A 13,709-nucleotide genomic window follows, 5' to 3' on the forward strand; every position below is an offset into this window, starting at 1 on the left:
ACGTGAGAGCCTAATCAGGTGGCCTCCGGTTCCCTGCCCTCGAGCACCGACGTGGTGGTGGTCGGCGCCGGATTCGCCGGCTTGGCGGCGGCGCGGGAGCTGACCCGGCTCGGCCACGACGTCGTCGTGCTCGAGGGCCGCGACCGCGTCGGCGGCCGGTCCTCGACGGCGACGATCGCGGGGGTGCCCGTCGACCTCGGCGGCACGTTCATCGGCCCCACCCAGGACGCCGTGACCGAACTGGCCGCCGAACTGGGCTGCGAGACGGTGCCCACGTACAGCCGCGGCAAGAACCTGATCCGCTGGCGGGGCCGGGTCCGGTCCTACCGCAGCACGGTCCCGCGGCTGTCGATCATCGAACTGCTCGACGTGTCGCGGATCCAGTGGCGCTTCGAGCGGGTCTGTCGACGGGTGCGCGTCAACGAGCCGTGGGCCAGTTCCAACGCGTACACGCTGGACGGTCAGACGCTCGACGGCTGGTTGAAGTCGGTACACGCGAGCGCGGGCACCCGGGACCTGATGGCGATCATGTCGCGGGTGACGTGGGGCGCCGAACCCGACGCGGTGTCGATGCTGCACGCGGTGCGCTACGTCAAGGCCGCCGGCGGGCTCGACCGCATGCTCGACGTCGAGGGCGGCGCCCAGCAGAGCCGCTTCCCCGGCGGCACCCAGCAGATCGCGGTGCGGATGGCCGAGGACCTGGGTTCGCGCGTCGTGCTCGGCGCCGTCGTGCGCCGCGTCGAACGCCACAGCGACGGCAGCCTGACCGTCACATCAGATGAGGGCGCGGTCACGGCGAAAGCCGTCGTCGTCGCCATCCCGCCCGAGCACCGCAAGGCCATCGCGTTTCTGCCCGAACTGCCACCCGAGTACGGCAAACTCGCCCAGCACTGGCCGCAGGGCAAGCTGAGCAAGGCCTACGCCGCCTACGAGACACCGTTCTGGCGCACGAAAGGCCTTTCCGGCGAGGCGCTTTCCGACGAGGGTCCGGTGTTCATCACGTTCGACGTCAGCCCCGGCGACGACGGGCCCGGGGTGCTGCTCGGCTTCACCGACGCCCGCACCTTCGACCCGCTGCCGCCGGAGCAGCGCAAGAAACGCGCGCTGACCGGCTTTGCGGCGCTGTTCGGCGACGAGGCGCTCACCCCGATCGACCACCTCGACCACTGTTGGGGCGCAGAGCAATTCGCACCCGGCGGCCCGACGGCCGCGGTGCCGCCCGGATCGTGGACGACGTACGGCCCGTGGCTGCGCAAGCCGGTCGACGGGATCCATTGGGCGGGAACGGAAACCGCCGACACCTGGACAGGCTTCCTCGACGGCGCGATCCGCTCGGGCCGGCGCGCGGCCGAGGAGGTGCACCGCGCGCTCGCGGACCCCTAGGAACTGATGCGGCGTTCGGCAGTCACCGAGTCGATCAGCAGCCGCAGCTGGGTGTTGACCTCGTCGGGGCGCTCGAGGATCGCGCAGTGCCCGCCGGCGAGTTCGACGAACTGCGCCAGGTTGGGCACCTCGCGGGCGATCCGGCGCGCCGACACCATCGGCAGCAGCCGGTCCTTCTCGCTGCCGATCACCAGCGTCGGCACCACGAGATTGTGCAGCCCGATGTGCTGCGGCCCGAGATGGTCGACGAGCGCGCCGGCCCACCCGCCGCGCCCGGCAGGTGCGGTGGCGGCGAACAGGTCGTGCACGAAGCCCGCGATTGCCGGGTCGGCGTCGCGGCCGACCGCCAGCATCGACAGGAACCGCTGGTTGGTGCGGTGCGCGGCGCGCGGCACCGGCACGGCGCCGAACGTCTTCAGCAGTGTGCCCGCGGTGCGGACCCGCACGTGCGCCAACTGCGGGGGCACCGGCAGCAGCTGCACGTGGCGCAGCAGATCGCCGGTGGTGGTGTTGATCAACGCGACACCGTCGGCCCGGTCGCGGACCCGCTCGGGGTAGCGCTCCGACCACGAGGTGATCGCGATGCCGCCCATCGAGTGGCCGGCGATGACGGCCCGCTCACCGGGGGCGAGGGTCGCCTCGAGCACGGAGTCGAGGTCGGCGGCCAGGTGGTCGAGGCTGTAGGCGCGCCGCGACCGCGGGACCTCGCTGCGGCCGTGGCCGCGGTGGTCGTAGGCGATGACGCGGTAGTGCTGCGACAGGTCGGCGATCTGGTGCGCCCAGACCCGGATCGCGCAGGTGATGCCGTGCACGAGCAGCACGGGATAGCCGTCGTCGGGGCCGAAGACCTCGGCGTGCAGGCGGGTGCCGTCGGCGGAGCGGACCGCCACCTCACGGCTCTGCGGCAGTGCGTCGGCGGGGGCGAAGGCGCGCGCCCTTGACCGACTGCGGGGACCACGACTCATGAGCGCTCCATTTCAGCTCGGCAACGTTGCCGCATAACTGAGCTTATCTACACATCCGCAAGCCGGTGGCACTACCCGGCCGAAAGGTGCGCCGAGGGTTTAATGGGCGCCATGCGCGCGATTCAGATAGCCAGCCTGGACGGACCGCAGGCCGCCACGCTCGTCGAGGTCGACGAGCCCGCCGCCGACGGTCAGGTCCTCATCGACGTCCACGCGGCCGGGGTCGCGTTTCCCGACGTGCTGCAGTCGCGCGGCCTCTACCAGTACAAGCCCGACCTGCCGTACAGCCCCGGCGGTGAGGTCGCCGGCGTGGTGCGCAGCGCTCCCGACGGCGCGCACGTGACGGCCGGTGACCGGGTCGCGGGGCTGACGATGCTGTGCGGCGCGATGGCCGAAGTCGTTGCGCTGCCCGCGGAGCGGGTGTTCAAGCTGCCCGACAACGTCTCGTTCGAAGCCGGTGCGGGCCTGCTGTTCAACGACCTGACCATGCATCACGCGCTGCTCACCCGCGGGCGGTTGGCCGAGGGCGAGACGGTGCTGGTGCACGGCGCGGCCGGCGGCATCGGCACGTCGACGCTGCGGCTGGCGCCGGCGTGGGGCGCGTCGCGGGTGATCGCGGTGGTGAGCACCGAGGAGAAGGGCGAGGTCGCCCGTGCCGCCGGTGCGACCGATGTCGTGCTCGCCGACGGGTTCAAGGACGCGGTCAAGGAACTGACCGGCGGCCGCGGGGTGGACATCGTCGTCGACCCGGTGGGCGGTGACCGGTTCACCGACTCGCTGCGCTCGCTGGCGCCGGGTGGGCGGCTGCTCGTCGTCGGCTTCACCGGCGGCGAGATCCCGTCCGTGAAGGTGAATCGGTTGCTGCTCAACAACGTCGACGCGGTCGGTGTGGGTTGGGGCGCTTGGACGTTCACCCACCCGAATTATCTGGCCGAGCAGTGGGCCGAGCTCGAGCCGCTGCTGGCATCGGGGAAGGTGGCCGCGCCGCAGCCGCAGGTGTTTCCATTCGAGCGCGCCGCGGACGCGATCGCGGCGCTGGAGGACCGGTCGGCGAAGGGCAAGGTCGTCGTCGCGGTGCGGTAGGGCTTTTTTGCGGCGCGCTCAGAGGTAGGGGTCGGCCCAGGCGCTGATGATGCGGGCCGCGCGGGCGGCCTGGTTCTTGCCGGTCAGCAGATGGTCGGCGCCCTCGAGCGAGACGAAGCTGCGCGGGTGGCGTGCGCACTGGAAGATGTCGCTGGCGTTGGCGATTCCGACGGTGTTGTCGGTCGGCGAATGCATGACGAGCAGCGCGCGACGCAGCGAGTGGATGCGCTCGCGCAGATCGGCGTTGCGGACGTCGTCGAGGAAGTGGCGTTTGAGCGTGAGTGCTTTGCCGCCGATCGAAAACGGTGCCTCGCCGTCTTTTTCGATCCGATCGACCAGCGCGTCGTAGATGTTTTCGACGTGCGCGGGCTGGTAGGGGGCGCCGATGCTGGCGACCGCGGCGACCGTCGGGCAGTCGTGCGCCGCGGCGAGCACGGCCGACCCGCCGAACGAATGGCCGACCAGCAGGTGCACCTCGCAGCCCTGCCGGCCCATGAACTCGACGGCGCGCACGGTGTCGGCGACCTTGTGGGAGAATGACCCGTCGCTCCAGTCGCCTTCGGAGTCGCCGAGGCCGAGGTTGTCGAAGCGCAGCATGCCGATGCCTTCGGCTGCCAGTTGTTTGCAGATCCGGCTGGCGGCCGGGCTGTCCTTGCCGAGCGTGAACCCGTGTGCGAACACGCCCCACCCCCGGACTTCGCCGACGGGATGGTCGATGAGCCCGCAGAGGTCCGGACCGCTGGTGCTCTCGAACATGACGCGCTCACTCACGCCGCCATCCTGTCATCGGCGGCCGCGTGCTAGTAGCGGATCCGGGCGACCTGGCCGGTGGCCAGCACTCCGGTGGGGTCATGGCGGTCGGCCAGCGCGGCCAGCCTGAACAGCGTCTCCTGGTCGTAGCTGCTGACCAGGCGCTCCGCGCCGGTGGCGGGGGCGAAGTTCGGGAACGCGCCGCCGGTCGACCACGGGTTCAGCGCGTTCACCACCTGCGCGGCGTTCCCGGGCACCGCGGCGGCGATCTCGGGCGCCAGCACACCGATGGTGATCAGGCTGAACGCGGCGTCGCGGTGGCAGAACGCGTCGCGGTGCACCGGCGGGCGGGCGAACGCGCCGCCGAGGTGGCGTAACTCGACGATCGCCTGCAGCGAAGCCGACTGCGGGCCCGCCGCCGCCAGCAGGGCGTCGACGGCCTCGGCGGTCAGTTCGCGGAGCACCGCGTGATCCTCGTGCACCGGTAAGGGTTCCACCGGATCGGCGTGCACGGCCCCGATCGCGGCGTACGGCAACACCGACACCGCGTCGAGGACGGGGTCGGCGACCCGCCGCATCGGCTCCAGCAGTCGCTGCGCCTCGCCGTGGTCGCCGATGGCAGCCAGCCGCACGGAGACACTGAACCGGCCGGCCAGCGGCTCCGGCACGCCGGGTAGCGGCGGGAGTTGTTGCAACGCAATCGAGGTGGTGATGCTCTCCGGCAGATCAGCGCACCAGGTGCGCCAGCCGTGCAGCACGGCAGCGACGTCGTAATACAGTGCACCGCCGTAGAACTCGCGGATCGGCAGCAGTTCGATCTCCACGGCGGTCACGATGCCGACAGTGGACTTGCCGCCGCGCAGACCCCAGAACAGGTCGGGGCTGTCCTGCGGTGTCACGTGCAGAAGGGCGCCGGTGCCCGTCACCACCTCGAAACGGCGCACATAGTTCGACGACAGTCCGATGCTGCGCGCGAGCGGGCCGACGCCGCCGCCGGTGAGCAGGCCCACCACGCCGACCCCGGGTGCCGAACCGCACGGCGGAGCCAGTCCGTAAGGTGTCGTCGCGTCGAGCACCTGCTGCCAGCTCAGCCCGGCGCCGATGCACGCGGTGCGGCCCACGGTGTCCACGTCGAGGGTGGCCAACCCGGCGGTCAGCACCAGGATCGTGTCGCCATCCACTCCGGTGGCGCCGTGGCCGGTGCACTGCACCGCGACTGTCATCCCATGCGCCCCAGCGAATTTGACGGTGTGAACAACGTCCTGCGGGGTCGCCGCCAGCACGACCGCCGCCGGGTTCACCGGCACCCCGTTCCAGGGTGTGCAGCGTTCGTATCCGGGCTCACCGGGCAGCGCGACCGGGCAGCTGACCCGAAAGCGCAACCCGCGCAGCATGTCGGTGCGCGTCCGGTCGCTGGACAGCGTCATCTGCGAACCCTTTCTCGAAACCGTGGCAGTCGAGATCAGATCCAATGACATGGAGTGCCTGCGGAACAGGCACTGGTTGTGCTACCCCGCTACTGCTGGTGCAGCAGGTCGCGCTTGACCTCGAGTCGGCGCAGCTTGCCCGACGAGGTCCTCGGCAGCGCGCCCGGTCGCACGAAGACGACCTCGGCCGGCACGACACCGCATTCGGAGGCGACGCGCGCGATCAGGTCGGCACGCGAGTTGGCCTCGTCGGGGCCGCGGAACTCGGCGACGATCGCCACGCCGGGCCGGATCGACCGCTCCCCCACACCGACAGCGACGACCGCGCCGTCCCGCACGCCGGGAGCGCCGGCGGCGGCCCGCTCCACCTCGGCGGGAAAGATGTTGCGGCCGGCGACGGTGATCAGCTCCTTGGCGCGACCGCAGACCACCAGGCCGCCGTCGACGAGGTAGCCGAGGTCACCGGTGGGGAACCACTCGTCGCGGGTCAGCGGTGCGCCGTCGCGGTAACCCGCCATCATCGAGGTGCCACGGATGGAGATCTCGCCGATCCCGTCGTCGTCGGCGCCGTCGACGCGGACCTGCATCCCGGCGATCGGCTCGCCGAGCACCGCGTGCCCGGCGTCGTCGACGACCAGTCCCCGACCGGGCGCGGGAACGGTTACCGCGCAGGTGGATTCGGCCAAACCGTAGGACGGCGCCAGGGCGCCTGGCGCGAACCCGAACCGGGCCATCTCGTCGGCGAAGCGGGCGGTCAGTGCGACGTCGACGGGCTCGCCGCCGTTGAGCGCGAACCGCACGCTACCGAGGTCGACGTCGGTGACGCGCCGCGAGTACTTGCCGATGAGGCCGTAGGCCATGTTGGGCGCCGCGGTGATGGTCGCGTTGCTCTCGGTCAGCCAGGACAGCCACCGAAACGGCGACGCCTGGAACGCCGTCGTCGGCGCCTGCCACACGTCTGTGCCGCCGAGCGCACCGGCCAGCAGGAAGCTCAGGCCCATGTCGTGGTAGAGCGGCAGCCAGGAGCACCCGGTGTCGGCGGACGTCACACCGATGCGCTCGTTGAGCCCGTTCAGGTTGGCCAACACGGCGTTTGGGGACAGTTGCACCGCGCGCGGGACGCCCGTCGACCCTGCGGTGCCCTGGAGCAGCGCAATCTCGGGCTGCTGGTCGGGCGCTTCGAAAGTGGTGGAGCGGCCAAGTGGCGCAACGGAATCGAGTTCCTTGACCAGCGGGCCGGTCTCGACGAGCGACAGCTGCTCGAGGTAGCTTCCGGCGCTGAGGACGTGGCTGACGCCCATGCCGGTGAACCGGGCCACCGTCGTGGCGGCCCACTTGTCGGTGTCCGCGCCGCGGACGGGCCCGGCTGCGATGGTCACCGGGATCCCGGCCTGGAAGGCGCCAAGGATGGCGGCGATCAGTTCGACGGTCGGCTCGTGGGCCAGGCCCAGCGCAGTGACCTGCTCGTTGAGCAGCCAGTCGGCGACGTTCTCCGAGCGCGCGTGCACCTCCGGCCACGGGTGGCGGACCCATGAGCCGTCCCCGAAGACGTACAGGCAGTTGTCGGAGCTGGCCAGTCGTCGAGCAAAGGCCTGCGCCAACGCGTTCATCGAAACCTCGCAAGAGTCAACCCGCTCGAACGAGCGATTGTCGGTCAGGTCAATTGCAGACAAAGCTAACCGATGAAGATTGGCTGCGGTGAGGTACCCTCCCGCGATGGAGCGTGGGCGTCAGGCTGACGCCGCGGCTTCGCGAGTCTCCTCGGCTCTTTCCGCCATCTCGGAGAACTCACGCTGGATCTCGTCGTCCTCGCGGGCGGTCAGCAGCGAGACGACGACAGCGACGACCAGGCATGCGAGGAACCCAGGAACGATCTCGTACATCGCGCTCGACAACGCCTCCGTCTGGCCCCAGATGCCGACCACCACGGCGCCGGCGATCATGCCGGAGATGGTCCCGGCCGTGGTGAGCCTGCGCCAGAACAGCGACAGGATGATCAGCGGACCGAACGCGGCGCCGAAGCCGGCCCACGCGAAGCCCACCAGGTCGAGGACCGTGCCGTCCGGGTTGAGCGCCAGCAGACCGGCCACCACCGCAACCGCCAGCACCCCGAGCCGCCCGTAGGTGACCAATCTGGCCGGGCTGGTCTCTTTCCCGAACGCCCGGTAGATGTCTTCGACCAATGCCGACGAGCAGACGATGAGCTGCGACGAGATCGTCGACATGATGGCCGCCAGCACTGCGGCGAGCACGATCCCCGCGATCAGGGGATGGAACATCACCTGCGCCAGCTCGAGGAACACCGTCTCGGGGTTGTCGAGCGTCACGCCCTCGCGAAAGAAGTACGCCAGGCCCGCGAAGCCGGTGATGATCGCGCCTGCCGAGGTCAGGATCATCCAGCTGATGCCGATGCGACGGCCGGCCTTGGCATCGGCCGAGGAGCGCATCGCCATGAACCGGACGATGATGTGTGGCTGGCCGAAGTAGCCGAGTCCCCAGGCAGCGGCCGACACGATGGCGAGCAAGCTTCCACCGAAGAACAATGAGGTGCGGTGGATCTCCTCACCCGGATTGGCGGCGTTGTGGGCGGCGTCGGCGGCCTGGACCAGGTTGACCATCTCGCCCGGTCCGCCGGTGGCGATGATCGTGACGACGGGAATGGTGACGAGCGCGGCGAACATCAACACCGCCTGCGCCACGTCGGTGAGCGACGCGCCCAGAAAACCGCCGAACAGCGTGTAGCACAAGGTGACTCCGGCAACGAGAAGCATGCCGACTAGATACGACGAGCCGAACGACGACTCAAAGAACACGCCACCTGCGACCATGCCGGACGACACGTAGAACGTGAAGAAGACCAGGATGATCGTGCCGGCCGATATCCGCAGAACGTGCGACTTGTCCCGCAACCGATTCTCGAAGAAGCTCGGCACCGTGATCGAGTTGTTGGCGATCTCGGTGTAGGCCCGCAGTCGCGGTGCGACGAACTTCCAGTTGAGCCAGGCGCCGATCACCAAACCGATCACGATCCACGACTCGATCAGGCCAGAGGCGTAGATGGCGCCGGGAACGCCGAGGAGCAGCCAGCCCGACATGTCCGATGCACCCGCCGACAGCGCCGCCACCGTCGGGGTGAGCCGGCGGCCGCCGAGCATGTAGTCGTCGAGGTCGCTGGTCTTACGGAAGGCGTAGAAGCCGATCGCGAGCATCAGGGCGAAGTACAACCCGATCGCCAACATCTGAAACGCGGTGTCGGACATCAATATCTCGTTTCTCCAGAGGCTTCGGCGCAGAGCTCTGCGTTTTGATCATGCAAGCAGGACGGCCAGCTGAACTTCTTTGGCCAATCCTATGGGAATCGAGCTTTCTCTTTATCCGGTTCGCCAAAGCGCCCGGGATGATGCGCCCCGGGCGGGAAGGACCGCACACGTACTCAACGGACACGGGCCCCGAAGTGTTCACCGAGGACCGTTTCGGTCAGTAGCAGGATTCGCACAAGGTGCGACTCGTGGAAGCGACTTCCTCAGGTAATGGGATTGCTCATCGAGTACCGCTATGGCCGATCTTCTTCAGGACCAATGCGGCTTCGTCGTAGGGAAAGAGGCGATAGAACAACCGGGATGCCGGTGCGATGAGCGAAGCGGCATCGGCTTTGTCCGTCAGCCGTGGATTCCCCAGCGCGACGACCGTACCCCGCTTGCGCAGTGCCGTTGGGCCACCGGCAAATACGTTCTTGAGCCAGTCCGATTCTGGCCCGTAGCCGACAAGGACGACGAATCCGTCTTCCGTGTGGAAGACGAGGAGCGGTGTCCGATAACTCTTTCCGGATTTGCGTCCGACGTGTTCGAGCGTTCCCAGATACGGGAGCCAGGGCGCAATCGACCGAGCCGCCGGATTGGTGAAACGCCGATTGAGGGTCGCCACGACACGGGGCATACGCATGGAAGTCCCTTCTGCTCGATTTCGGAGAGGCCTCTCACGTAGACCTGTGCCGCCCCTTTCGGCGCCGCGAGGCCCACCGCTTGCCGTCCCGTCCTGGACTGACGACGGCTACGAATACGGCGCCAGCGAAAAGAGTCGCGGACATTCCGTACAGCGCCTGACCCATCGCGTGCATGAAGGCTGCCTCCGCGTGGTTCGCCAGATCAGCGGCCAGCGGACCCAGCTTCACTGCCACTGCCTGCGCGGAGGCCAGGGAGTCGGTCGCCGCCGCGCGGGCGTCGGCGGGCAGAGCCCCGGTCGTCGCGGCTAGCGCGTTGCGATAACCGGCAGCGAGCACCGATCCAGCCACGGCGATGCCGATGGCAGCACCAATTTCTCTGGTGGCATCGTTGACTGCGGAAGCGACGCCCTGCTTTTCGTCAGGGGCCGCTGTCATGATCGCCGACGTGGCCGGAGACATGACGAAGCCAAGGCCGAGCGAGCTCACCACCAACGGGCCGATAAGGTCGACGAATGTCGCGTCCGGGTCGAGAAACGTCATCCACAGCAGGCCCGCTGCGAGTAGGGACAAGCCGGCGGACAACGCGAGCCGCAGGCCGATTCTCGGTAGAAACAGGTGAATGGTGCTGCTGAGAGCCAGCATGGGAATCGCCAACGGTGACAACGCAACAGCGGTTTGCAGCGGGGAGTAGTCCATGACCAAACCCATGAACTGCATGACAAGGTAGAAGAACCCGAACATCGCAAAGAACAAAAAGGTGATGGCAGCTGCGCCTCCGCCGAACCTGGCGTCTGCGAACAGTCGGACGTCGAGAAGCGGATGGGCCGTGCGCAGTTGCAGCCACGTGAACACCGCCGAGAGCAGCACGCTGACCACTAGGCAGCCGACGACGACCGTGTCCGTCCAACCTCGGGTGGGCGCCTCCACGATGCCGAGGACGAAAACCGCGATGGCGCTACCGATCAGGACCGCACCCTGCCAGTCGATCGGGACGGCGGTCTCGTCGCGTGACGAGCCGATCGTCAAGGTCAGGACCAGCATCATCAGACCGGCACCGGCGAACCCGTAGAAAATCGACTGCCAGGAGAAGAAGGCCAACAGCAGGCCGGCACCAAGGAACCCGAAGATGGCGCCTGACCCGGCGACACCTGCCCAGATGCCGACCGCCTTGTTGCGTTCCGCAGGTGGGTAGGCAGAGGTGAGCAGCGACAGCGTCGCAGGCATGATGAACGCCGCGCCCGCACCGGCGACCGCGCGCGCCGCAACAATCTCCCACGGTTCGTCCCAGATGATCGGGGCGGCAGATGCGGCCGTGAAGATCAGCAGTCCTGCGAGCAGGGCGCCGCGTCGGCCGAAGCGGTCGCCGATTGCGCCAGCAGGCAGGAGCAGACATGCCAGGGCCAGGGTGTAGCCGTCGACAATCCACGTCAACTGCGTTTGGGTGGCCGACGTCTCGACGGCCACATCGGCGAGAGCCGCGTTGAGCGCGACCATCGAAGCCATGACCAGCAGGACGTTGGTGCTGGCGACGGCCAGCAGCCACCGTCTGCGGCGGGCAGTGAGGCCGCCCGGCGCGGCGTCGACCGATCTGTCCGACAGCGGGGACTTCGTCGCAGCGTCGGCCACAGGTGTACCTCTCGATGGGAGGACTTTGGAGACCGTCGGTCTCGATTGGCGCTGACCCTACCAGGCGTTGCTCGAGCTGACGAGTCATCTAAAGTCATGCTGTCCTGTCCTGTGCGCACGCCAGCGTCGACAGGAACGGGCTGGTGAATCCACCAATGCGGCGTGATACCAGCAATGAGAGCCTGTTTCAGCACAAGCGCTTCGCACACGGAGGCTGTGGCCATTGACAGCGCACGGAACCTGACAATACATTTAGGTCGTTCCTGTCCAGCATTTGATGTATCAGGTGGTCGGACATGCGTAGGCACGGATGGGCGGGGAACATTCCGGCGTCCGATGACGAGGCGATGAGCCGAATCCTCGATGTCGTCGATTCGCTTGCCGCACAACGTGCAACGGCAATCAGCGTCACTGATGTGGCGCGCAGTCTCGGTGTGAGCCGCCAGACTGTCTACCGGTACTTCCCCGGCTCGGAGGCCATGATGGCCGCCAGCCGCATGCGGTCCGCCGACGGGTTCCTGGAACGACTGCACGAGCACATGCGCGGGCTGCACGACCCGGTCGCCGCTCTTGTGGAGGGCATGGCGTTCACGCTCGAGGCGCTTGTCGGAGACCCTCAACTCGAGCGTGTCTTCGAAGTACGGGTCGACGGCGCTGCGGTCAAGCCCTTCACCTCCGAGGTGGCAACGTCTTTCGGACGTGTCCTGCTGCGACGCTACGACGTCGACTGGGCGGGTCACGGATTTGACGACGCGGCCTTCGACGACATAGTCGAGTTGTGCGCACGCACATTCCATTCGCTGTTCATCGATCCCGGCCGGCTCCTCGGCGACAGCGCCGCGCTGCGCCGCTTCATCGCCGAGTGGTTGGGCCCGGCGATCCACTATCGCCTGATGACCAGAACGGTCGCCGGTCTCGGCGCAGGCGCAGCGACCGGCGGAGTCGACGCAGTGCGCGGGACGCACAAAACCGCATGAACGCCGTCGACGCGGTCTGATCGTGCAATGCGAAACGGCCCCCGGAGTTTCTCCGAGGGCCGTTCCGATTAGTAGCGGGGACAGGATTCGAACCTGCGACCTCTGGGTTATGAGCTAACCGGTCCCAGTCTCGAGTGGCCTCGCGCATCTCAAACGTGCACGTCACAGCCGATCGCCCGTTCAATCCATCACGCCGCGTTTCGCGCGATCTCGACCGCTGCGCCCCGTTTCGTTCACAAATTCGTTCACAACACGTGCCCAAGCCGAGGGGCGTTAGCGGCTACTCGGACGCATCCGGGTTGTTCAGAATCGCCTCGTAGTCGCGCCCGCCATAGAAGACGCCGATGACCACCACCGCGTGGTCCAACACGGCGAACGCGATGATGACCCGCCGCCTGAAGCCGACGGTCCGCAGTCCTGGCCTGATGTCGTCACGCGCTGTGCCGCGATGTGGGAAGGCGGCCAGATCCTCGCAGAACGTAACGATGGTGTCCGTGAAGCGCGCAGCGACTTCTGAGGAAGCAGCGTCGGCGATGTAGCGATACAGCTCTACGAGGTGGTCTTGCGCCTCGGGGGTGAAGACGACGCTGAGGCTCACATGCTCCCGGCCTGCTCGGCCTCCAGCCGCGCCCGCACACTCTGCGCACTCACGGCGCGCGAAGGATCGGCGGCAACAGCGTCGTACGCCGCGGCCACCTCGTCACGCAACCAGGCTTCCACTGCTTGATCGCGAGCAAACAACGCGCGCAGACCCTCTCGGATCAATTCACTCTCGCTGGCGTACTCCCCGGAGCGCACCCGCTCACGAAGCATATCGGCCATCTCGATCGGGAGCGTGATGCTCAATTGCCTCGTTCTCCGCATGACCGGCCTTTCAGGAGAAGTAGGACTAAATCCTACTCCAGCGCCGCACCCGACCAGCTCACCGCCAGCTGTTGCATAGACCCCTTGAATCCAAGGTTCGAATAGGGTGGTGAATTCGAGTGGGCGCTGCAGCGGTCGAGACCGAGACCTTCCTCTCCGAGCATCCAGAGGAACTCGCACCGGTGGTCGGGTTCCTGGCCGCTCACGAACGCCGTCATGGCTCTGCGGCCCCTCCCGCGCTGATCGGTATTGACGAGCACGACCGCATTGAGCTGCCTGGGGTGGTCCACCAGGCCTTGAGGAAGGTTGTGGCGGCACTTCATGGGGGCAGGGCAGCGACCATCGCACCGGAAACGATGACACTCACCACACAACAGGCGGCCGATCTTCTCGGCGTGAGTCGCCCGACCGTTGTGCGCCTGATCAATGACAACATGCTGCCTGCCGAACGAATCGGCAACCGGCATCGACTTCTGCTCGACGACGTGCTGTCGTATCGCACGGAGCGCCGCACGCGTCAATACGACGCGCTTGCAGCGACCGCCGAGGTCGAACGCGAAGATGATCCCGAAACGATCCGAAAGCAACTTCGCGAAGCACGCCGCGCTATAGCCGCGCGCCGAAACAAATCAGCCCAGCCGAGCTGACCCGAGAGGCGGCGATGTCCGCTGCACTCCTCGACAGTGCTATA

13 protein-coding genes are annotated in these 13,709 nt (G+C 67.7%); 4 read left to right on the forward strand and 9 right to left on the reverse strand.

Annotated features, from left to right (window positions below):
• The first annotated feature begins 18 nt into the window (after window positions 1-18).
• Window positions 19-1,383, forward strand: coding sequence for a flavin monoamine oxidase family protein (locus BLW81_RS26820; RefSeq protein ID WP_083409832.1), 1,365 nt, complete (start codon window positions 19-21; stop codon window positions 1,381-1,383).
• Here the strand turns inward: BLW81_RS26820 and BLW81_RS26825 are convergent.
• Window positions 1,380-2,348, reverse strand: coding sequence for an alpha/beta fold hydrolase (locus tag BLW81_RS26825; protein WP_083409833.1), 969 nt, complete (start codon window positions 2,346-2,348; stop codon window positions 1,380-1,382). The two genes, BLW81_RS26820 and BLW81_RS26825, sit on opposite strands and share 4 nt — an antisense overlap.
• 111 nt (window positions 2,349-2,459) lie before the next feature.
• On the opposite strand from BLW81_RS26825, the gene BLW81_RS26830 reads away from it, so the two are divergent.
• Entirely contained in the window at window positions 2,460-3,431 is a 972-nt protein-coding gene (locus BLW81_RS26830) for an NADPH:quinone oxidoreductase family protein (protein WP_083410843.1), read from the forward strand.
• Window positions 3,432-3,449: 18 nt separating this feature from the next.
• Here the strand turns inward: BLW81_RS26830 and BLW81_RS26835 are convergent, their stop codons facing one another.
• From BLW81_RS26835 to BLW81_RS26860, 6 genes are all read right to left on the reverse strand, one after another.
• Window positions 3,450-4,202, reverse strand: a complete 753-nt coding sequence (locus BLW81_RS26835; protein ID WP_083409834.1) for an alpha/beta hydrolase family protein — start codon at window positions 4,200-4,202, stop codon at window positions 3,450-3,452.
• A gap of 29 nt (window positions 4,203-4,231) precedes the next feature.
• Complete coding sequence (locus BLW81_RS26840; protein ID WP_083409835.1) at window positions 4,232-5,608, reverse strand: FAD-binding oxidoreductase; 1,377 nt, start codon at window positions 5,606-5,608, stop codon at window positions 4,232-4,234.
• Between the two features lie 89 nt (window positions 5,609-5,697).
• Complete coding sequence (gene mbtM / locus BLW81_RS26845; RefSeq protein ID WP_083409836.1) at window positions 5,698-7,218, reverse strand: long-chain-fatty acid--ACP ligase MbtM; 1,521 nt, start codon at window positions 7,216-7,218, stop codon at window positions 5,698-5,700.
• A 120-nt stretch (window positions 7,219-7,338) separates the two neighbouring features.
• A complete protein-coding gene (gene putP, locus BLW81_RS26850) occupies window positions 7,339-8,868 on the reverse strand; it encodes a sodium/proline symporter PutP (protein WP_083409837.1) in 1,530 nt (509 codons plus the stop codon).
• A 280-nt stretch (window positions 8,869-9,148) separates the two neighbouring features.
• On the reverse strand, window positions 9,149-9,550 hold the full coding sequence (locus BLW81_RS26855; RefSeq protein WP_083409838.1) for a nitroreductase family deazaflavin-dependent oxidoreductase: 402 nt from the start codon (window positions 9,548-9,550) through the stop codon (window positions 9,149-9,151).
• Between the two features lie 34 nt (window positions 9,551-9,584).
• Window positions 9,585-11,177: an MFS transporter gene (locus tag BLW81_RS26860; protein WP_083409839.1), complete on the reverse strand. Its 1,593-nt coding sequence runs from the start codon at window positions 11,175-11,177 to the stop codon at window positions 9,585-9,587.
• Between the two features lie 296 nt (window positions 11,178-11,473).
• On the opposite strand from BLW81_RS26860, the gene BLW81_RS26865 reads away from it, so the two are divergent.
• Window positions 11,474-12,154, forward strand: coding sequence for a TetR/AcrR family transcriptional regulator (locus BLW81_RS26865; protein ID WP_083409840.1), 681 nt, complete (start codon window positions 11,474-11,476; stop codon window positions 12,152-12,154).
• 280 nt (window positions 12,155-12,434) lie between these two features.
• Here the strand turns inward: BLW81_RS26865 and BLW81_RS26870 are convergent, their stop codons facing one another.
• Together BLW81_RS26870 and BLW81_RS26875 are read right to left on the reverse strand one after the other, a co-directional pair.
• Window positions 12,435-12,752 (reverse strand): type II toxin-antitoxin system RelE/ParE family toxin, encoded by a 318-nt coding sequence (locus BLW81_RS26870; protein ID WP_083409841.1) that lies wholly within the window; start codon window positions 12,750-12,752, stop codon window positions 12,435-12,437.
• The gene (locus BLW81_RS26875) at window positions 12,749-13,000 is read right to left on the reverse strand and encodes a ribbon-helix-helix domain-containing protein (protein ID WP_235632109.1); all 252 of its coding nucleotides are present in this window, start codon (window positions 12,998-13,000) and stop codon (window positions 12,749-12,751) included. The genes BLW81_RS26870 and BLW81_RS26875 overlap by 4 nt, the downstream gene beginning before the upstream one ends.
• A gap of 137 nt (window positions 13,001-13,137) precedes the next feature.
• On the opposite strand from BLW81_RS26875, the gene BLW81_RS30100 reads away from it, so the two are divergent.
• Window positions 13,138-13,665 (forward strand): helix-turn-helix domain-containing protein, encoded by a 528-nt coding sequence (locus BLW81_RS30100; protein ID WP_083409843.1) that lies wholly within the window; start codon window positions 13,138-13,140, stop codon window positions 13,663-13,665.
• The last annotated feature ends 44 nt before the right edge of the window (window positions 13,666-13,709 follow it).

The sequence above is a fragment of the Mycolicibacterium rutilum genome (assembly GCF_900108565.1).
GTDB classification, from domain to species: Bacteria; Actinomycetota; Actinomycetes; order Mycobacteriales; family Mycobacteriaceae; genus Mycobacterium; species Mycobacterium rutilum.

Excerpts from the sequence above, each read along its gene's own strand:
- putP (WP_083409837.1), bottom strand. The coding sequence starts at position 8,868 with ATGTCCGACACCGCGTTTCAGATGTTGGCGATCGGGTTGTACTTCGCC.
- BLW81_RS26865 (WP_083409840.1), top strand. The coding sequence starts at position 11,474 with ATGCGTAGGCACGGATGGGCGGGGAACATTCCGGCGTCCGATGACGAG.
- BLW81_RS26825 (WP_083409833.1), bottom strand. The coding sequence starts at position 2,348 with ATGAGTCGTGGTCCCCGCAGTCGGTCAAGGGCGCGCGCCTTCGCCCCC.
- BLW81_RS26830 (WP_083410843.1), top strand. The coding sequence starts at position 2,460 with ATGCGCGCGATTCAGATAGCCAGCCTGGACGGACCGCAGGCCGCCACG.
- BLW81_RS26855 (WP_083409838.1), bottom strand. The coding sequence starts at position 9,550 with ATGCGTATGCCCCGTGTCGTGGCGACCCTCAATCGGCGTTTCACCAAT.
- BLW81_RS26840 (WP_083409835.1), bottom strand. The coding sequence starts at position 5,608 with ATGACGCTGTCCAGCGACCGGACGCGCACCGACATGCTGCGCGGGTTG.
- mbtM (WP_083409836.1), bottom strand. The coding sequence starts at position 7,218 with ATGAACGCGTTGGCGCAGGCCTTTGCTCGACGACTGGCCAGCTCCGAC.